Source organism: Streptococcus mitis, assembly GCF_002096925.1.
GTDB classification, from domain to species: Bacteria; Bacillota; Bacilli; order Lactobacillales; family Streptococcaceae; genus Streptococcus; species Streptococcus mitis_AF.
Genome location: NZ_NCVN01000002.1, coordinates 1 through 19985 on the forward strand (window position 1 = coordinate 1; position 19985 = coordinate 19985).

Consider the following 19985-nt stretch of genomic DNA (forward strand, 5'->3'; position numbering starts at 1 on the left):
AAAGCCTCTTTGAGAGGCAAGTGACGAGTCAAGAGCAATAAGGCTTGAACAAAGTGAAAGCCAGCGTCTTTAGGCGCTGGCTGGTAATTTGGGCTTATAGCCCTGGGACAAACCACCCGTTTGACGGGTGGTCATGATTCTGCTGGTTTTTCTTGATTTCCAGTACTTGTTGTAGATTCTGTTGTTTCCTTTTCTGAAGATGATTCAGCAGGTTTAGAGTCTGTTGTGTTGCTCGGTTTGTTTTCGTCGCTTGCAGTTTCACTGTTAGATTCTGTAGCTACATTTGGTTGATTCTCTGCACTTGTGCTATCAGCATTCGATTCAGCTTTTGTTGCTGGAGTTGCTTCTTCACTCGCACTTGATTTTGACTTGATTTCTTGATTCAAGACCAGAATAGCTTTTGTCAATTCAAGTAAAGCAGCCTTATCTTTACTCTTAGCAGAAAGTTGATCTAGTAATGCATCCACCTTATCAAAGTCTTCATCAGAACCCTTATTGTTTTCTAAATAAGCATGAAGCGACATAAGAATATCGTAGAGTTTTTGATAGAGTACAAGTGTCTGAGGATCTTGCTCAGCATTTTCCTTTTCTTGTTGAAGAGCGCTAGCGATACGAGTCAAGACATCTTTTACCTGACTGTTTACTTCATCCAAGTCTGCATCAGCCTTGTTTGTAGCAACTTTGAGATTTTCTACTTCTTCTGCTAAGGATTGTCTGATTCCTTCTTCTTGGATTTGATCTAAGAGTTGTGTTGCCTTGCTCAAGAGACTTTCTACTTGTTCCTTGCTAACATGATTGACATGCTCTTCAGGCATAAAATCTCCATACAATTCTTTCAAGAAGCCATAAATAGCTGTCTTGGCAGTTTGATTATCAACTTTTTCAGTATCTAGAACTGTCTGAGTCGATTTAGCAGTAGTTGGTTGAGCTTTCAAAGCTTCTTCCACTTCTTGTTTTGCCTGATAGATGCTTGGGAATAATTTGTTCAATTCTGCTGCCTTTAGGAAGGATTGAGATTGATACAAGGTCCAAGTCAACTGAGCCACTTTGTTTCGAAGTTCATCATTCAAACGACCGTCATTTACGTGTTCGTAGAAAAACTTGATGTATTCTACAGTTGTAACACCTGTTCGATCATTAAAGTCTTGCAAGGCTTGAAGTTGTGATTCAACGGCTGCTAAAGCAGCCTCATCTTTAGCCAATTTAGCTTCTTGAAGTCGAACGAGAAGGTCTTTCTTAGGAAGTCCAAAAGTGTCTGTATCCAGAGTATTGATTTTATCAATCAAGGCCTGATATTTCTTATCTAGAGCACTGGTTTCAACAGGTTTGACACTTTCATCAATATGGATATATTGCTTATCAAAAAGATCAAGTGTCGCAAGATAACCTGCTGTAGAGTTAGTTGCCAGTTTCTTCATGTTTTCAGTAAACTGACCTAAGGCTAACTCAATTTGTCTTTGTTCGATAGGCTTGTCTTTGTAGATACTTCTGCTATCAGCTAGAAGTTGATCTACTTTTGCCAAGACTGCCTTCTCATCAAAAGCTCCAGGTTGATAATTGGATTGCAGGGCTGGAATCTTGTTTTTCAAAGCCACTTCATATCCCTTAGTTTGAACCTTGATGTAGTGATTATGGTCGCCATGAGGAATCACAAAACTACCATTTTCTACCTGTAAGCTATACGGAGACACGCCATCTCTCAAAGCAGTCGTGTAGAGTTCGTTTAGGAAATCAAGTTCTGGATTGCCAGTTTGTAGCGGAAGACGCACATGTTCCTTACGAACAGCATATGGGTGGATATGAGTTGGATCGTAGGCTTGGTCTGGATTTCCAAAGACAAAGAAGCCGTTTGAAATTCTAATAGCTTCAAGTGGGACACCGTAGGTCTTAGAAATATAAGCAATCTTTTCTTCATCGCTAGCATCTCTTGAGAAAGACTCTACCGTTTTAGCAAGAGGTTTTACAGATTCTGCATCATGATGTGTTTTCAGATGATCCTGTGCGGCCTTAATTTGCTCAGCTGTCAAGTCCTTCTTGAAGAAGTAATGATTATGGTCTCCGTGACTCATGACAAAACCTTGCTCATCCTCACTGATGACACGATTGGCATCAAAACCGTGATCATGGTCTTCATCATGATGGTGTCCATGATGATCTTCATCGTGATCGTCATCATGAGCTGGACTTGGTGTTGCTGTATTTGCCCCTTTCAAGTGGTCTTGCGCTGCCTTAATTTGCTCTGCTGTCAAGTCCTTCTTGAAGAAGTAATGATTATGGTCACCATGACTCATGATAAAGCCTGCCGCATCTTCACTGATAATTCGATTGACATCAAAATCATGGCCATGTTCGTCATGGTGATGACCGTGTGTATCTTCATCGTGATCATCATGGGCTGGACTTGGTACTGATGGCGTTTTACTTTTCAGATGATCTTGGGCGGCCTTAATTTGCTCTGCTGTCAAATCTTTCTTAAAGAAGTAATGATTATGATCACCGTGTGACATGACAAAGCCTTGATCATCCTCACTGATGACACGATTGGCATCAAAACCATGATCATGGTCTTCATCATGATGGTGGTCATGTCCATCTCCATCATGTCCATGCTCTTCATGCTTAGGGTCCCGACTTCCATGGTCGCCATCTTGCTCATGATGATGGTTTTGCTGAGTAGGTTTTTCTGCTGGTTTGCTTGGATTCTCCAATGGTGTTGGTCTCACACTGTCACTAGTTAGAGGAATCATTCTCGCAATCTTTTCTTCTAATGCAGAAAGTTTTGTATAGGGGATGAAATGATAGTGATTTCCGTGAGGAATCGCTACACCACTTGGTGTTCTGCTTGAAATCTTAGCAGGGTCAAAAGTCAAACCATCCGATTCAGCATATCGTTTAGTACTTGGAAGAGCATAGAGCTGCTGTAATAGACTTTGAAGACTCTCGGATTTATTACTTGGTATTTCAGCCTGTTGAATAGGCTTGGTAGTTTGACCATCCCCATTTGTACTTGGACGATAGTCAGTCACACTAGGCTGATTTCTCGTTCCAGAGAGGTAAGCTTGAGCTGCAGCCAATTCACTAGCAGACAAGGAACTCTTTGGAATGTAGTGGTAATGTCCTCCGTGAGGGACGATATAAGCATCACCAGTATCCTCTATAATATCAGATGCATTAAAGATGTAGCCATCATCAGTAGTATAGCGACCTTGAGATTGAGCAAGCGCCACTGCACTATTAGATGTTGGTGCATCGTGAGTATGACCTTGTTTTTGGCGTTCAATTTCGTCCTTCGAACGAACGTTATCCGCATGTGCCACATCCTTAAGGTAAACATAATATTTACCATTCACCTTGATAATGTAACCACCTTTGACTTCGTTGACAATATCAGCGTCTTTCAGTTGATAATTGGCATCTTTCATCAAAAGTTCTTCACTGAAAATCGCATCAAAAGGAACTTTCCCATTGTAATAATGGAAATGATCACCGTGTGAAGTCACATAACCTTGATCGGTGATTTTCACAACAATTTGTTCAGCCTGGATATCTTCTTTTTTGCTGACTTGCTCTGGTGTTTGTGTATCTGTTTTTGGAGTGTCTTGTTTCCCATCGACATAAGATACACGATTCGTATCTTTGTTCTCTCCTGTCTGATGTTGATTCAATGCATAAATACAAAGACTTAAAGAGAGGACAACAGCTGCACCAGCAGCAAGTTTCTTCTTATTTATTTTCATAATCTCCTCATTTCAATTCTTCTACTAAAATACTCATATTGTCTTCTAGGTTTTCTAGATAAGTCTTATCATTTTGTGGGTCTGCCTCTAAAGGATTCAGAGTTTTTAGCCCCACACCTGTTGATTTGACAAGAGTTTCAGCTACTTTCGAAGAAGCATTACTTTCTGTAAAAATCGTTTTAACCTTATAGGTTTTAACAAATTCCTGAATTTCTGTTAGTTGTCTTGGACTTGGTTCTTGTTCTGGAGAGATACCAGCGATTCCAAGTTGATTGAGTCCAAATCGCTTAGCTAGATAAGAAAAGGCTGTATGTTGTGTCACAAAGGTTTTCTGACTCGCTTTTTCAAATTTAGGCTGGAATTTCTTAGTCAATTCTTGAGCTTTTTTCATAAAGGCTTGCGCATTTTTCTGATAAGTCTCTTTATGCTCACTATCAACCTCTGAAAGTTTATCAGCAATAATCTGGGCTTCTTCTCCAGCTTTGTCAGGATCTAGCCAAGTATGAGGATCATAGAGCGTTTTTTCATCAACTCCATCACCTGCTTCCACATCTTCTAGACCAGGGACACGATCCAATGTCATTCCTTCTGAAGCCTCTAAAACCTTAACTTTGGATTTTTTTAGATTGGGATCCAGACTTCCTGCCCAAGATTCGAGTGTATGCGAATGGTAGACAAATACATCTGCATCATAGATGGCTGCGATATCATTTGCTGAAGGTTCAAAGGAGTGAATTCCGCTACTTGACTGAATCATTCGAACATCATTCAAGTCACCAGATACTTCCTTGACCATGGCATAGATAGGATAAAAACTGGTCACAATTTTCATCCCTTTACCTGACTGGCTTTCCTTTTGGCCACAAGCAGCTAATACCAGAGCCAATACACTGGTCATCAATACTAAAATCGTCCTCTTTTTCACTATAACTCCTTAACTAGTGTTTAACCATTTAATTAACTAGTAAATAGTTTATCTTTATTTAGAAAATATGTCAAGAATTTTTACACAATTTCATAAAAAAGAGAACAGAATCCATATTCCGCTCCCTTTTTATCTTCTATAATAGTTGTATAGTTACTTACTCTCCTTTAACAAGACTAATAGCTTTTCAGCTTCTGCCATAATAGTATTGTTGTCCTGAGAACCAAATAACAGGTTATTTTTTAATCCTGTGAGAGTTTCGTTGGCATTGGACTTAAGAATTGGATCCTTAATCTTTTTAAGTAACTCTTCCGCCTCTCTCAGTTTTTCTTCAACCTTTTCAGTTTCAACCTGATGTTCCTCTGGTTCCGATAGTGATTCTTCTTCTGATTCCTCTGGTTCTTTTGGTTTTGGAGATTCTGCTTTCTCATTTTTCGGTTTTTCTTCGCGAGGTTTTTCCTCCTCAATTTTTTCTGTCTGAGGTTTCTCCTCTGTTGGTTTCTCTGTTTGATTGTTAGCAGCTTGACTATTGTGGTTTCTTTGAACATGATCGCTCGCATTGCCCCAACCACTATCTGAATGCGGACGTTCGTTTGGATGTTCGACATAATACTTCACAGTTTCAAATAGCTCTTCTAAACTATACCCCTTAGGTGCCTCATAAAGTCCTTCGTCAAACCACTCAAATTTGATGTTATGGTAATGGTCATAATGAGGTATAATCAAACTTCCATTTTTAACTTCCACAGTATGTTGGAGATTGTAAGGCATACGGTCAAGTGGTACCTTCTTAGCTGCTTTTACTCGATTGTAAATCGCTTCTGCTCCCTTAGCCTCAGTATTTCCTGAACTTTGATGATTTGTTGAAGGAGGCGTCAAACCTTTCTCTTTAGCATAAGCTTGACCTGCTGCTCTTTCAGCTTCAGACAAACTTTCTTTCTTAATCCAATGACTGTGGCTCATATGCGGAGTTACATAGGCATCCCCCTCATCACTGGTGATATCACGGGGATCAAAGATATAGCCATCTTCTGTTGTATACTTGCCTGCCAACTTGGCTACTTGAATCTCATCATCTGTGTAAGCTATTTGTGCATTTGGTTTTCCTAAACGTTCTGGATGACGAATCGGCGCTAGAAAAGCAAGGATATCATCAACTAACTTGACTTTATCACTTGACTCATCGTTGAGACGTTCCAATAGTCTATCCAAAGCGTCAAAATCAGCTTGGCGTCCTTTATTGGAAATCAAATCTTGATGAACTGTTGCTAGTAAATCATAAACTTTGTTGTAAAATTTTTGATTAGCAAATGCAAGATTGGTTTTCTTAGCTCCTAACTCATGAGACAAACTTTCTTGTTTAGCAAGTTTATCATCAATGGCTGCAACAGTTTCTGCTGAAAGTTCCTTGGCAGAGATATAACGCGAAGTTCCATTCTCTTCAAAGACATAACCATCAACCACCTTTCGAATCGCCTGTTTTACCAATTTTCCATCAATTGGATTGCTTGGAGCTGGTTGAGGATTTGGTACAGGTTGTGGACTTGGTATTGGGGTAGGCTCTGGAGCAGGGACTGGAGTCGGAATTGGATTTGGAAGACTTGGATTCGGAATTGGTTTTAATTCTTTACCACCTGCAGTAGTATGATTTCCTTGGTAATTTTCAGAAATCATTCTCGCAATCTTCTGCTCTAAATCAGACATTTGAGAATAAGGGATAAAGTGATAATGATCTCCATGGGGCACTGCAACACCATTCGCAGTTTTTCTTGTAATCTGCGCTGGATCAAAGACAAGCCCATCTGATTCCACATGTCGTTGGCTAAGCGGCAAGGCATAAAGCTGTTTCAATAGACTGGATACGTCTTCTCTCGGACTAGCTTGATAGCTATTATCCACTTGTGGGCTAACACTTGGAGTCCATCTTCTGGTATTTGCCTCAACATTGCTTTGATTAGTTTGTCCATATGAACTACTATTCGATGTCTCTGATGAGCTACTACTAGAAGAATTTGTTGAAGGACGATACCCAACCGAGCTTGGTTGATTACCTTTCCCAGCTAGGAAGGCTCGAGCTGCAGCCAGTTCACTGGCAGACAAGTCACTCTTAGGAATATAGTGGAAATGATTGCCATGAGGAACGATATAGGCATCGCCCGTGTCCTCAATGATATCAGATGCATTAAAGATATAACCATCATCCGTTGTATAACGGCCCTGAGCTCTGGCAGCGACTACCTCTTTATCGTTAGATCCACCTCCGTGATTACTACCGTGTTCCTGCTTCTGACGAGTAATTTCTTCTTTTGTTCGAACATTATCAGCATGCGCTACATCCTTTAGATAGACATAATACTTACCATCTACCTTAATCACATAGCCACCCTTGATTTCATTGACAATGTCTGAATCCTTCAACTGATAATTCGGATCTTTCATGAGGAGTTCTTCACTGATGATAGCATCATAAGGAACCTTGCCATTATAGTAGTGATAATGGTCTCCATGAGAAGTCACATAACCTTGGTCCGTAATCTTGATAACAATTTGTTCGGCGTTGATTCCCTCTCTCTTACTAACTTCATCTGGTGTCAAGTTCTCTGCCTTTTGACTTGATTGGTTGCCATCAATGTATGAAACACGATTATCTTCTTTTACAGTTTGAGCTTGATGCAAACCTAGTTCATAAGCACAGACACTTAAAACAAGTGCAGCTGCTGACCCAGCTAGATATTTTTTATTGATTTTCATTCTTTCCTCTTTTCTTAACTCTATTTGATTCACTACAAAATAATAAACCAGTTAATTAACTAGTTAATAGTTTACTCTTTTTAGTACTGCTTGTCAAGAATTTTTCGTATATACATAATAAAAATGAAAGTCTCTTTATCGAGACTCCCATTTTTCATTAATTTGTTTTTTCCTTATTTACAGGTGAAGGATTACTACCTTTTAACAACGCAAGTAATTTTTCTGCTTCTGCCATGATACCATTATTATCCATGGTTTGCAGGCTCAAATTATTTCGTAAACCAGCTAGGGTTTCTGTCGCATTGCCTTTCAGACTAGCATCTGTTACTTTAGCAAGTAAAGCTTCTGCTTCTTTGAGCTTGGCTTCTACTTTTTCAGTCTCTACTTGAGGGACTTCTGGCTCAGCAGGTGTTTCCTCTACTGGTTCTTCATCCGCTTTGAAGTTCTTTTTGGGATCTTCACTGTGGTCTTTCTTACCTAAGACATGCTCGCTGGCATTTCCCCATCCGTCATTAGAATGTGGACGTTCATCAGGATGTTCAACATAGTACTTAATCGTCGCAAATAAGTCTTCCAAGGTATAGCCATTTGGAGCTTTGTATGAGTGATCATCAAACCAAGCAAATTTAATGTTATGGTAATGATCCTTATGAGGAATGATTAAATTACCATTTTTAACTTCTACTGTATGCTCGACCATGTATGGAAGTCGAACGAGTGGAATTCGTTTCTCACCTTTCACACGATTGTAAATAGCCGCTGCACTATCTCCAGTTGGATTTGCTTGAGAATCTGCATCTGCTGACGGAGGTAAAATCCCTTTTTCTTTAGTATAAGATTGAGCCGCAGCTTTTTCCTTATCAGAAAGGCTATCCTTTCCAATCCAGTGACTATGGCCCATATGAGGTGTTACATAGGCATCCCCCTCATCACTGATAATATCATGTTCGTCAAAAATATAACCATCTGACGTTGTATACTTATCAGTTAATTGAGCAATACGAACTTCGTTTTCGGTATATTCAATTTGAGAATTTGGTTTTCCAAGTCGCTCAGGATGGGTAATTGGTGCTAGGAATGCCAATAAATCATCTACCAATTTTCCTTTATTAGAAGATTCATCATTCAAGCGTTCTGCTAATTTGTCTAAGGCTTGGAAATCAGAAACGCGACCTTTATTTTCAGACAAGGCTTTATGAGCCTCGGCCAATAAATTATATGCTTTATCATAAAATTCTTGGTCGCGAGGTGGTACATTTTCTTTTTTAGCAGTTAAAGCGTGTGACACACTCTCTTGTTTTGATAACTTGCTTTCCAGATTTTTAACAGTTTCAGATGGTAAATCTTTCGCAAAGACGTAGCGTGAGATTCCTTTTTCTTCGAAAACATATCCTTCTCCAACTTTTCGTACCAGCTGACTAACTAAAGAAGAATTTGAGTCTATTTTAGGATTTGGAGTAGGAGCCGGTTTTACAATAGGTTTCAAAGGTTTTAAGCTAAGAGCTGGCAAAACAGGAGATGGAGTTAAATTTGGAAGGCTTGGAGTCGGAATTGGTTTTAATTCTTTACCACCTGCAGTAGTATGATTTCCTTGATAATTTTCAGAAATCATTCTCGCAATCTTCTGTTCTAAATCAGACATTTGAGAATAAGGGATAAAGTGATAATGGTCTCCGTGAGGCACTGCAACACCATTCGCAGTTTTTCTTGTAATCTGCGCTGGATCAAAAACAAGTCCATCTGATTCCACATGTCGTTGGCTAAGCGGTAAGGCATAAAGCTGTTTCAAGAGACTGGATACGTCTTCACTTGGACTTGCTTGATAACTATTATCCACTTGTGGGCTAACACTTGGAGCCCATCTACTAATATTTGTCTCAACATTGCTTTGATTCGTTTGTACATATGAACTACTATTCGATGTCTCTGATGAGCTACTAGAAGAATTTGTTGAAGGACGATACCCAACTGAGCTTGGTTGATTACCTTTTCCAGACAGGAAGGCTCGAGCTGCAGCTAATTCACTGGCAGACAAATCACTCTTCGGAATATAGTGGAAGTGATTGCCATGGGGAACGATATAGGCATCACCCGTGTCCTCGATGATATCAGATGCATTAAAGATATAACCATCATCCGTTGTATAGCGTCCTTGGGCTCTCGCTGCAGCAACAGCATTATCTGTGCTTGCATTATGATTATGACTGTGTTCCTGCTTCTGACGTTTAATCTCTTCTTTTGTCCGAATATTATCCGCGTGGGCAGCATCCTTAAGGTAAACATAGTATTTCCCGTCTACCTTAATCACATAGCCACCCTTGATTTCATTGACAATGTCTGAATCCTTCAACTGATAATTCGGATCTTTCATGAGGAGCTCTTCACTGATGATGGCATCATAAGGAACCTTGCCATTATAGTAATGGTAATGGTCTCCATGAGAGGTCACATAACCTTGATCCGTAATCTTGATAACGATTTGTTCTGCGTTGATTCCCTCTCTCTTACTAACTTCATCTGGTGTCAAATTTTCTGCCTTTTGGCCAGCCTGATCACCATCTATATAAGCAACTCGATTAGAATCTTTCTTAACTTGACCAGCTTGATACCGTCCAAGCTCATAGGAACAAATACTTAGGGCAAGGACTGCCACTGAACCTGCTAGATATTTTTTATTGATTTTCATTCTTTTCTCACTTTAATTCTTCTGCTAGAACACTCATATTTTCTTCTAGATTTTCTAGGTAAGTCTTGTCATTTTGTGGGTCTGCCTCTAAAGGATTCAGAGTTTTCAGCCCCACACCTGTTGATTTGACAAGAGTTTCAGCTACTTTCGAAGAAGCATTACTTTCTGTAAAAATCGTTTTAACCTTATAGGTTTTAACAAATTCCTGAATTTCTGTTAGTTGTCTTGGACTTGGTTCTTGTTCTGGAGAGATACCAGCGATTCCAAGTTGATTGAGTCCAAATCGCTTAGCTAGATAAGAAAAGGCTGTATGTTGTGTCACAAAGGTTTTCTGACTCGCTTTTTCAAATTTAGGCTGGAATTTCTTAGTCAATTCTTGAGCTTTTTTCATAAAGGCTTGCGCATTTTTCTGATAAGTCTCTTTATGCTCACTATCTACCTCCGAAAGTTTATCAGCGATAATCTGAGCTTCTTCGCCAGCTTTTTCAGGATCTAGCCATGTGTGAGGATCATAGAGCGTTTTTTCATCAACTCCATCACCTGCTTCCACATCTTCTAGTCCAGGAACGCGATTCAATATCATTCCTTCAGAAGCCTCTAAAACCTTAACTTTGGATTTTTTTAGATTTGGATCCAGACTTCCTGCCCAAGATTCGAGCGTATGCGAATGGTAAACAAAGACATCTGCATCATAGATGGCTGCGATATCATTTGCCGAAGGTTCAAAGGAGTGAATCCCACTACTTGACTGAATCATTCGAACATCATTCAAGTCACCAGATACTTCCTTGACCATGGCATAGATAGGATAAAAACTGGTAACGATTTTCATCCCTTTACCTGACTGGCTTTCCTTTTGACCACAAGCAGCTAAACACAAAAGAAAGACACTTAACAACACTAAAAACAAATTTTGTTTCTTCATAAAAACTCCTTAACTAGTTATTTAACTAGTTAATATTCTACTCCAATTTTTTTTATTGTCAAGCATTTTATGAACTAGTTAATAGATTTTCTGATTTTAAACTATAAAAAAACCTTGCAACTAGGTTACAAGGTTAATGACATTAATCAAAATTAACGTATTCTTTTTGAAGTTCAAGAACTTCTTCCATTGTTGAACACTCTGTAAGGGCACGGTTAGCGTACTCTTCCATCTTAGCAGTGTCCAATTTCTTCATCAAGCTACGTGTACGAAGTACTGATGTTGCTGACATAGAGAACTCATCCAAGCCCATTCCGACAAGAAGTGGAACAGCTTTTTGGTCACCAGCCATCTCACCACACATACCAGCCCATTTACCTTCAGCGTGCGCTGCCTTAATAACGTTGTTAATCAAGCGAAGGATTGATGGGTTATATGGTTGGTAAAGGTATGAAACTTGTTCGTTCATACGGTCTGCTGCCATTGAGTATTGGATCAAGTCGTTTGTTCCAATTGACATGAAGTCTACTTCTTTTGCAAATTGGTCTGCAAGCATTGCTGCTGCAGGGATTTCAATCATGATACCAACTTGGATGTCATCCGCAACTGCAACACCTTCAGCAAGAAGGTTTGCTTTTTCTTCTTCATAAACTGCTTTAGCTGCACGGAATTCTTTCAATAGGGCAACCATTGGGAACATGATACGCAATTGACCATGAACAGAAGCACGAAGAAGGGCACGGATTTGTGTACGGAACATTGCATCTCCAGTTTCAGAAATAGAGATACGAAGGGCACGGAATCCAAGGAATGGGTTCATTTCGTGTGGCATATCGAAGTAAGGAAGTTCCTTATCTCCACCGATATCCATTGTACGAACGACAACTGGTTTACCATTCATTCCTTCAAGAACAGCCTTGTATGCTTCATACTGCTCATCTTCTGTTGGGAAGTCTTGAGAATCCATGTACAAGAACTCTGTACGGTAAAGTCCAACAGCTTCTGCACCGTTGTTGTTAACACCTTCAACGTCTTTTGGAGTACCGATGTTAGCAGCCAACTCGAAGTGTTTACCGTCAGCAGTCACTGTTTGAGCATCTTTCAAAAGTGCCCATTCAGCTTTTTGTTTAGCATAAGCTTCACCAGCTGCTTTAAATTCTGCTGCTTGTTCATCTGTTGGGTTGATAATCACTTCACCAGTGATTCCGTTAACGGCAAGGATATCACCGTCTTTCACTACTTCAGTGATGTTATTTGTTCCCAATACAGCTGCAATTTCAAGTGTACGTGCCATGATAGCTGAGTGGCTTGTACGTCCACCGATGTTTGTTACAAAAGCTTTTACAAAGTTTTTGTCCAATTGAGCTGTATCAGATGGTGTCAAGTCATGCGCAATCACAATTACTTCTTCATTGATAGAAGCTGGATTTGGCAATTTTTTACCAAGAAGATTTGCCAATACACGTTTTGTCACGTCGCGGATATCCGCTGCACGTTCTTGCATATATGGGTTGTCTTCCATGCCTTCAAAGATAGTGATGAACATGTCAGTCACTTCTTTAAGACCTGCTTCAGCATTGACTTTCTTAGCGCGAATTGTTTCTTTAATCTGACCAATCAATTCTGGGTCAGCAAGAACCATCAAATGAGCGTCAAAAACTTGAGCCGCTTCTTCACCAAGCGTACCTACAGCTTTCTCACGGATAAGAGAAAGCTCGTTTTGAGAAGCTTCAAGAGCAACATCCAAACGAGCCTCTTCTGCGTTTGTATCTTCGACTGAAACAGTATCGAATGACAAATCCGGTTGAACGAGTAGATATGCTTTTGCAACGGCAACACCGTCAGATGCTGCGATTCCTTTAAGCATTTCTGTCATCTTCCTTATGCCAATCCTTCTTTTTCCATTGTTTCTGAGATTGCGACGATAGCATCATCTGCATCTGCACCTTCAGCTGAGATAGTTACGTCAGCACCTTGGCCAACACCAAGACTCATAACACCCATGATTGATTTAAGGTTAACTGATTTACCTTTGTACTCAAGAGTGATATCTGAAGCAAATTTGCTAGCAGTTTGTACCAACAATGTTGCTGGACGTGCGTGAATACCTGTTTCTGCCACTACGTGGAAATCTTTAGAAGCCATAGTTTGACTCTCCTTTTGTTCTTTCTTTTTTGAGTTATATGTGATAACCCTTACAATTTGGTATTATATCATCTTCTAGGATTTTTTTCAAGCATTTTATGGGATTTATTCGATTTCCTTTCAGATAACTTGCTGAAAATCTTCTATTCTAGATAACAAAACACAGGATATAGTTTTTCAAAAAACAACTTATAGGATAATTATCATCTTTTCACAAATCAAACACTACATATTGTGTTTTGTGGGCTTGAGTAGAAAAATAGACCACTATATTTAGTTTTAAATCATTGACAAAAATTTATTTTCTGATATACTAAGAAAGTAATCTATTTTGAAAGAGGAGTTACACAATGGTAACCGTTTATTCTAAAAACAACTGTGTCCAATGTAAGATGACTAAACGTTTCTTGGACAGTAATAATGTCGCTTATCGTGAAATCAATCTTGATGAGCAACCTGAGTACATCGATCAAGTTAAAGAGCTCGGTTTCAGCGCAGCTCCTGTTATCCAAACACCAACTGAAGTCTTTTCAGGTTTCCAACCAGGAAAACTGAAACAATTAGCATAATCTTAGTACATCATCCAGAAGAAACTGCTTCTAGGGCTAACTTAGAAGCCTTTCTTTTGTAATTAGATAAGGGAAATTTTATGGGATTAAAACATCTTGAAGACGTGACTTACTTCCGTCTCAATAACGAAATCAACCGTCCTGTCAATGGACAAATCATGCTTCATAAAGATAAGGAAGCCTTGGATGCTTTCTTTAAAGAAAATGTAGTTCCAAACACTATGGTTTTTGATTCAATCAAAGATAAAATCAAATACCTCATTGAACACAACTACATCGAAACAGCCTTTATCAAGAAATACCGTCCAGAGTTTTTGGAAGAATTGTCTCAATTTATCAAAGACCAAAACTTCCAATTCAAGTCTTTCATGGCAGCTTATAAGTTTTACAATCAATACGCCTTAAAGACTAATGACGGTGAATATTATCTTGAAAGCATGGAAGACCGTGTCTTCTTTAACGCCCTTTATTTTGCTGATGGGAATGAAGCTATTGCCATCGATATTGCCAATGAAATCATCCACCAACGCTACCAACCGGCTACTCCTTCCTTCTTGAATGCTGGACGTGCTCGTCGTGGTGAATTGGTATCATGTTTCCTGATCCAAGTAACTGATGATATGAACTCTATCGGACGTTCTATCAACTCAGCTCTTCAACTTTCACGTATCGGTGGTGGTGTGGGAATTTCCCTCAGCAACCTTCGTGAAGCTGGTGCACCTATCAAAGGCTATGAAGGAGCCGCTTCTGGTGTCGTTCCTGTTATGAAGCTTTTCGAAGATAGCTTCTCTTACTCCAACCAATTGGGGCAACGTCAAGGTGCCGGTGTTGTCTACCTCAACGTCTTCCACCCAGATATTATCGCCTTCCTTTCAACTAAGAAAGAAAACGCCGATGAAAAAGTTCGTGTAAAGACCCTTTCACTTGGTGTTGTAGTACCCGATAAATTCTACGAATTAGCACGTAAAAATGAAGAAATGTACCTCTTCAGCCCATACTCTGTAGAACTTGAATACGGTGTGCCATTTAACTACATCGACATCACTGAAAAATACGATGAATTGGTCGCAAATCCAAACATCCGCAAAACAAAAATCAAAGCGCGTGATTTGGAAACTGAAATCTCTAAATTGCAACAAGAGTCTGGTTACCCTTATGTCGTCAACATTGATACGGCTAACCGTGCAAATCCTGTTGATGGTAAGATTATCATGAGTAACTTGTGTTCTGAGATTCTTCAAGTTCAAGAACCAAGCTTGATCAACGATGCTCAAGAATTCCTTCAAATGGGAACGGACGTTTCATGTAACCTTGGTTCAACCAACGTGGTTAACATGATGACTTCACCTGACTTTGGTCGTTCTATCCGTGCTATGGTTCGTGCCCTTACTTTCGTTACAGATAGTTCGCACATCGTAGCTGTTCCTACTATCGACCATGGAAATAGCCAAGCCCACACCTTTGGTCTCGGTGCCATGGGACTTCACAGCTACCTTGCCCAACAATTGATTGAATATGGATCGCCTGAGTCTGTTGAATTTACAAGCATCTACTTCATGCTCATGAACTACTGGACCTTGGTAGAATCAAACAATATCGCGCGTGAACGTGGTATCACCTTCCACAACTTTGAAAAATCAGACTATGCTAACGGAAGCTACTTTGACAAATATGTGACTGGCGAGTTTGTTCCAAAATCAGACCGTGTTAAAGAACTCTTCAAAGATGTCTTTATCCCAAGTGCTGCTGACTGGGCTGAACTTCGCGACAAGGTTCAAGCAGATGGTCTTTACCACCAAAACCGCCTTGCTGTAGCGCCAAATGGTTCTATCAGTTACATCAACGACGTTTCTGCTTCTATCCACCCGATTACGCAACGTATCGAAGAACGTCAAGAAAAGAAAATCGGTAAAATCTACTATCCTGCTGCTGGCTTGTCAACAGAAACCATTCCTTACTACACTTCTGCCTACGACATGGATATGCGTAAGGTGATTGATGTCTATGCTGCTGCAACTGAGCACGTGGACCAAGGACTTTCACTCACTCTCTTCATGCGTAGTGACATTCCAAAAGGTCTTTACGAATGGAAGAAGGAAAATAAGCAAACGACACGTGACTTGTCTATCCTTCGTAACTATGCCTTTAACAAGGGAATCAAGTCTATCTACTACGTCCGTACCTTTACAGATGATGGTGGAGAAGTCGGTGCCAACCAATGTGAAAGCTGTGTGATTTAATCTTTGCTTGAGGGAACTACATTTTCTCAGATAAGTGATTCATTCACCCTGCTAAACTAGAATAAGCATCTATACTATGAAATAACAAAAAGTCGGGCTTCCGACTTTTTGTGCGATACTCCTCTAGAATTATGATAAAATAGAAGTAATTGTGAGTTCGCAATACTAAACACAGAAAGAGATTTCAAAATGGAAACTTACTACAAAGCCATTAACTGGAATGCCATCGAAGATGTCATCGACAAATCAACTTGGGAAAAACTGACGGAGCAATTCTGGCTCGATACACGTATTCCCTTGTCAAATGACTTGGATGACTGGAGAAAGCTATCAAATGTAGAAAAAGACTTGGTAGGAAAAGTCTTTGGTGGTTTAACACTTCTCGACACTATGCAATCTGAAACTGGGGTTCAAGCCCTTCGCGCGGACATCCGTACACCACATGAGGAAGCTGTTTTCAATAACATCCAATTTATGGAATCTGTTCACGCTAAATCTTACTCATCAATCTTTTCTACCTTGAATACCAAAGCTGAGATTGAAGAAATTTTCGAATGGACCAATACCAATCCTTACCTACAAAAGAAGGCTGAGATTGTCAACGAAATCTACCTAAACGGTAGCCCACTTGAAAAGAAAGTTGCCAGCGTCTTCCTTGAAACTTTCCTCTTCTACTCTGGTTTCTTCACTCCCCTCTACTATCTCGGTAACAACAAGCTAGCCAACGTTGCGGAAATCATTAAATTAATCATTCGTGATGAGTCTGTTCACGGAACCTACATCGGATATAAATTCCAACTCGGTTTCAATGAATTACCTGAGGAAGAGCAAGAAAAACTCAAAGAATGGATGTACGACCTGCTCTACACTCTTTATGAAAACGAAGAAGGCTATACAGAAAGCCTCTATGACGGTGTTGGTTGGACGGAAGAAGTTAAAACCTTCCTTCGCTACAATGCCAACAAGGCACTCATGAACCTGGGGCAAGATCCACTCTTCCCAGACTCAGCAGATGATGTCAACCCAATCGTTATGAACGGTATTTCAACAGGAACTTCCAACCACGACTTCTTCTCTCAAGTCGGAAATGGTTACCTCCTTGGTGAAGTTGAAGCCATGCAAGACGATGACTACAACTACGGTTTGGACTAAGGTCATCTATTTTATAAGTGATAAAAAGATCATGGTTTGTTTAAAACAACCATGATCTTTTTGTTTTTGTTTTCTTTTGTTTTTTAAATTGATTGATTGAATACTTTATGATAAAATAGTAATAGAAATAGAGGTGATAACGATGTTAAAGCAGGAAAAACTAGATAATATTCTAGAAACGGTAAATACAAAAGGAACTATTACTGTAAAAGAAATCATGACTCGCTTGGATGTATCAGATATGACTGCTAGACGCTACTTGCAAGAGTTAGCAGACAAGGATTTACTTGTTCGGGTGCACGGGGGAGCTGAGAAAATTCGCACAGGTTCTATTTTAAACAATGAACGTTCCAATATTGAAAAACAAAGCTTACAGATTGCAGAAAAACAAGAAATCAGCCGTTTTGCAGGCCATTTAATTGATGAGGGTGAAACCATTTTTATTGGTCCAGGGACAACCTTGGAATGTTTTGCCCGTGAACTTCCAATTGATAATATTCGTGTTGTAACAAACAGTTTACCAGTCTTTCTCATCTTAAACGAACGAAAACTAACAGATTTGATTTTAATAGGTGGAAACTATCGCTCTATCACTGGAGCCTTTGTCGGAACACTAACCTTGCAAAACTTGGCCAATTTGCAATTTTCTAAAGCCTTCGTTAGCTGTAATGGTATTCAGGACAATGCGATTGCGACCTTTAGTGAAGAGGAAGGTGAATCTCAACGCATCGCCCTCAATAATTCCAATAAAAAATACTTACTAGCTGACCATAGTAAGTTCAATAAATTTGATTTCTATACCTTCTACAATATCTCTGATATTGATACCATCGTTTCAGATTCTAAACTGAGCAAAGAAACGTTTGAACAACTTTCAAAACAAACAAAAATTATTCTTTCTAAACCATAAAACTGAGGATTGATAAAATATAAAATGCGTCATATCAAGAAAATAAAAATCTTTATATGACGCATTTTTTGATGAAGATTTTTACAAAGAGTTTCCTAGATTCTTTATGATTGTTGAAACGGCATAAAATCTGAATCAAAGGAGATATTATCCCGTTCTTCAGGACTGATAAAGTTTAAAAAGATATTTTTAAATTCTTCCAGCTCATAGTCTGAATGGCAAATCCATTCTTTACCGGTAGAGACATACCATTTCCCAAGTTTTTTCAGCTCCTCATTCGTCAAACAAGGTATTTGAGAACATTTATCAAAATTGATAATATAAACTTTTTCATAAATAGATTGGATAAAATCTTTGAACATCTTTTGCCTCACTAGAATTCTATATCTAATTACTCATTCTACTAGTCTATAATCTGACTTTCTGCTACTTTCTTGTACCAGTGAGCTGATTTCTTAGGATAACGTTCTTGAGTTTCAAAGTCTACATAGAAGAGACCGTAACGTTTTTCATAACCGTTTGACCATGAGAAGACGTCCATCAATGACCAGATGAAGTATCCTTTGACGTTTGCACCATCAGCAATCGCATCAGATAAGACCTCTAAGTGTTGTTTGACATAATCAATACGGCCATCATCATAAACAGTATTGTCTACAAACTCATCTTTATAACCAAGTCCATTTTCAGTGATGTAAATCTTCTTATAGTTCGGATAATCTTTCTTCACGCGCATGATTTGGTCATACAAACCTTGAGGGTAGATAATCCAATCCCAATCCGTACGTGGTACATAGTCAGGAGCTACACGACGACCAACACCTTTGATTTGGTATTTAGAGCTTCCTTTCTCACCCTTACCATTATGGATAATTTCAGTTTCTCCATCAAAGGCTTCCATCCAGTCACTCATATAATAGTTGATGCCTAGAAAATCATTCAAGTCTTTCGCAGCTTCTAATGCTGTGAAATCTTCTTCACGAAGATCCAAGCTACCACCATTGACTGATAAGATATGGTTGACGCCTTCCATCGTTTCAGCTGAATAGTGACCTAGATAAGTTGCATCCAAGATAAATTTATTGTGGATGATATCTTCCAACTCAGCTGCACGAACATCTGCTGGATTTTTAGGATCTAAAGGATACTTGGTTGGCAGTGCGTGAACAACACCAATTTCACCTTTATAACCTTTATCTTTATATAGCTTAACTGCACGCGCATGAGAAACCATCATATTGTGGTGCGATTGGAAAACTTTGGCAAGGTCGTACTGAATACCTGGAGGGAATTTTCCAACCAAGTATTGACCATCACCAATTGGCCCAATTTCATTAAAGGTTGTCCAATAGTTTACTTCTGGGAATTCTTCAAAACAGAAGGCAGCGTAGTCTACAAAGTGTTCAATATTTTCACGGTTTAAGAAGTCTCCATTTGAGTGGAGAGCTTCTGGCGTATCAAAGTGATGAAGAGTTACAAAGGGCTCAACATGACGTTTGTGACACTCTGCAAATAGATTATGATAATACTCAACACCCTTTTGATTTACTTGGCCGTAGCCTGTTGGGAAAATACGTGACCAAGCAATAGAAATTCGAATGCCATTGACACCATACTCTTCTGCTAGCTCGAGGTCAACTGGATATCGATTGTAAAAATCACTAGCTGGCTCCGCAGTGTACCAGTAGTTATCTTCAAGATATTTATCCCAAGCAACTGGTCCTTTTCCATCAGTATGTGTAGCGCCTTCTGCTTGATAAGCAGCAGTTGCGCCACCGAAAATAAAGTCTTTTGGTAATGTTTTTGTCATTTTTTTCACCTATTTCTTGATTTAAATAAAGTAAAAGTGAGAGGAGAGGAGTCAGTGAGCCATCCTTCTCCATCTCACTTCTTGTACCAAGTCACCGAATTGTGACATGAGGAGGTAAAAACGATATCTTTTTAC

Annotated in this window: 13 protein-coding genes; 4 read left to right on the forward strand and 9 right to left on the reverse strand. The window is 39.4% G+C overall.

The annotated features are described in order from the left end of the window. Nucleotides 1–131 precede the first annotated feature (131 nt). The 7 genes from B7692_RS00280 to B7692_RS00310 form a co-directional block, all read right to left on the reverse strand. Complete coding sequence (locus B7692_RS00280) at nucleotides 132–3737, reverse strand: pneumococcal-type histidine triad protein (protein WP_084929572.1); 3606 nt, start codon at nucleotides 3735–3737, stop codon at nucleotides 132–134. Between the two features lie 7 nt (nucleotides 3738–3744). Then, on the reverse strand, nucleotides 3745–4635 hold the full coding sequence (gene adcAII / locus B7692_RS00285) for a zinc-binding lipoprotein AdcAII (RefSeq protein ID WP_419991792.1): 891 nt from the start codon (nucleotides 4633–4635) through the stop codon (nucleotides 3745–3747). 180 nt (nucleotides 4636–4815) lie between these two features. Beyond that, complete coding sequence (locus tag B7692_RS00290) at nucleotides 4816–7413, reverse strand: pneumococcal-type histidine triad protein (RefSeq protein WP_084929574.1); 2598 nt, start codon at nucleotides 7411–7413, stop codon at nucleotides 4816–4818. Between the two features lie 157 nt (nucleotides 7414–7570). Then, the gene (locus tag B7692_RS00295; RefSeq protein WP_084929575.1) at nucleotides 7571–10099 is read right to left on the reverse strand and encodes a pneumococcal-type histidine triad protein; all 2529 of its coding nucleotides are present in this window, start codon (nucleotides 10097–10099) and stop codon (nucleotides 7571–7573) included. 7 nt (nucleotides 10100–10106) lie between these two features. Then, nucleotides 10107–11024, reverse strand: coding sequence for a zinc-binding lipoprotein AdcAII (adcAII, locus tag B7692_RS00300; RefSeq protein ID WP_084929576.1), 918 nt, complete (start codon nucleotides 11022–11024; stop codon nucleotides 10107–10109). A 142-nt stretch (nucleotides 11025–11166) separates the two neighbouring features. Continuing rightward, nucleotides 11167–12900 (reverse strand): phosphoenolpyruvate--protein phosphotransferase, encoded by a 1734-nt coding sequence (gene ptsP, locus B7692_RS00305; protein ID WP_004254499.1) that lies wholly within the window; start codon nucleotides 12898–12900, stop codon nucleotides 11167–11169. A 5-nt stretch (nucleotides 12901–12905) separates the two neighbouring features. Then, nucleotides 12906–13169, reverse strand: coding sequence for a phosphocarrier protein HPr (locus B7692_RS00310; RefSeq protein ID WP_000146949.1), 264 nt, complete (start codon nucleotides 13167–13169; stop codon nucleotides 12906–12908). 350 nt (nucleotides 13170–13519) lie between these two features. Between B7692_RS00310 and nrdH the strand changes: the two genes are divergently transcribed. The 4 genes from nrdH to B7692_RS00330 all read left to right on the forward strand — a co-directional run bounded on the left by nrdH (nucleotide 13520) and on the right by B7692_RS00330 (nucleotide 18040). After that, nucleotides 13520–13738, forward strand: a complete 219-nt coding sequence (gene nrdH / locus B7692_RS00315; RefSeq protein WP_000259240.1) for a glutaredoxin-like protein NrdH — start codon at nucleotides 13520–13522, stop codon at nucleotides 13736–13738. 80 nt (nucleotides 13739–13818) lie between these two features. Next, nucleotides 13819–15978: a class 1b ribonucleoside-diphosphate reductase subunit alpha gene (nrdE, locus tag B7692_RS00320; RefSeq protein WP_084929577.1), complete on the forward strand. Its 2160-nt coding sequence runs from the start codon at nucleotides 13819–13821 to the stop codon at nucleotides 15976–15978. Between the two features lie 189 nt (nucleotides 15979–16167). After that, nucleotides 16168–17130: a class 1b ribonucleoside-diphosphate reductase subunit beta gene (nrdF, locus tag B7692_RS00325; protein WP_000451386.1), complete on the forward strand. Its 963-nt coding sequence runs from the start codon at nucleotides 16168–16170 to the stop codon at nucleotides 17128–17130. Between the two features lie 142 nt (nucleotides 17131–17272). Continuing rightward, nucleotides 17273–18040, forward strand: coding sequence for a DeoR/GlpR family DNA-binding transcription regulator (locus tag B7692_RS00330; protein WP_084929578.1), 768 nt, complete (start codon nucleotides 17273–17275; stop codon nucleotides 18038–18040). A 104-nt stretch (nucleotides 18041–18144) separates the two neighbouring features. Here the strand turns inward: B7692_RS00330 and B7692_RS00335 are convergent, their stop codons facing one another. Further along, nucleotides 18145–18402 carry a DUF3884 family protein gene (locus B7692_RS00335; protein ID WP_000471578.1) on the reverse strand — a complete coding sequence of 86 codons (258 nt, stop codon included), beginning with the start codon at nucleotides 18400–18402 and terminating at the stop codon, nucleotides 18145–18147. A gap of 41 nt (nucleotides 18403–18443) precedes the next feature. Further along, nucleotides 18444–19850, reverse strand: coding sequence for a 6-phospho-beta-galactosidase (gene lacG, locus B7692_RS00340; protein ID WP_084929579.1), 1407 nt, complete (start codon nucleotides 19848–19850; stop codon nucleotides 18444–18446). Nucleotides 19851–19985 lie beyond the last annotated feature (135 nt).

Excerpts from the sequence above, each read along its gene's own strand:
- B7692_RS00310 (WP_000146949.1), bottom strand. The coding sequence starts at position 13,169 with ATGGCTTCTAAAGATTTCCACGTAGTGGCAGAAACAGGTATTCACGCA.
- B7692_RS00330 (WP_084929578.1), top strand. The coding sequence starts at position 17,273 with ATGTTAAAGCAGGAAAAACTAGATAATATTCTAGAAACGGTAAATACA.
- B7692_RS00335 (WP_000471578.1), bottom strand. The coding sequence starts at position 18,402 with ATGTTCAAAGATTTTATCCAATCTATTTATGAAAAAGTTTATATTATC.
- nrdH (WP_000259240.1), top strand. The coding sequence starts at position 13,520 with ATGGTAACCGTTTATTCTAAAAACAACTGTGTCCAATGTAAGATGACT.
- nrdF (WP_000451386.1), top strand. The coding sequence starts at position 16,168 with ATGGAAACTTACTACAAAGCCATTAACTGGAATGCCATCGAAGATGTC.
- lacG (WP_084929579.1), bottom strand. The coding sequence starts at position 19,850 with ATGACAAAAACATTACCAAAAGACTTTATTTTCGGTGGCGCAACTGCT.
- B7692_RS00295 (WP_084929575.1), bottom strand. The coding sequence starts at position 10,099 with ATGAAAATCAATAAAAAATATCTAGCAGGTTCAGTGGCAGTCCTTGCC.
- B7692_RS00290 (WP_084929574.1), bottom strand. The coding sequence starts at position 7,413 with ATGAAAATCAATAAAAAATATCTAGCTGGGTCAGCAGCTGCACTTGTT.
- adcAII (WP_419991792.1), bottom strand. The coding sequence starts at position 4,635 with ATGACCAGTGTATTGGCTCTGGTATTAGCTGCTTGTGGCCAAAAGGAA.
- ptsP (WP_004254499.1), bottom strand. The coding sequence starts at position 12,900 with ATGACAGAAATGCTTAAAGGAATCGCAGCATCTGACGGTGTTGCCGTT.
- nrdE (WP_084929577.1), top strand. The coding sequence starts at position 13,819 with ATGGGATTAAAACATCTTGAAGACGTGACTTACTTCCGTCTCAATAAC.
- B7692_RS00280 (WP_084929572.1), bottom strand. The coding sequence starts at position 3,737 with ATGAAAATAAATAAGAAGAAACTTGCTGCTGGTGCAGCTGTTGTCCTC.
- adcAII (WP_084929576.1), bottom strand. The coding sequence starts at position 11,024 with ATGAAGAAACAAAATTTGTTTTTAGTGTTGTTAAGTGTCTTTCTTTTG.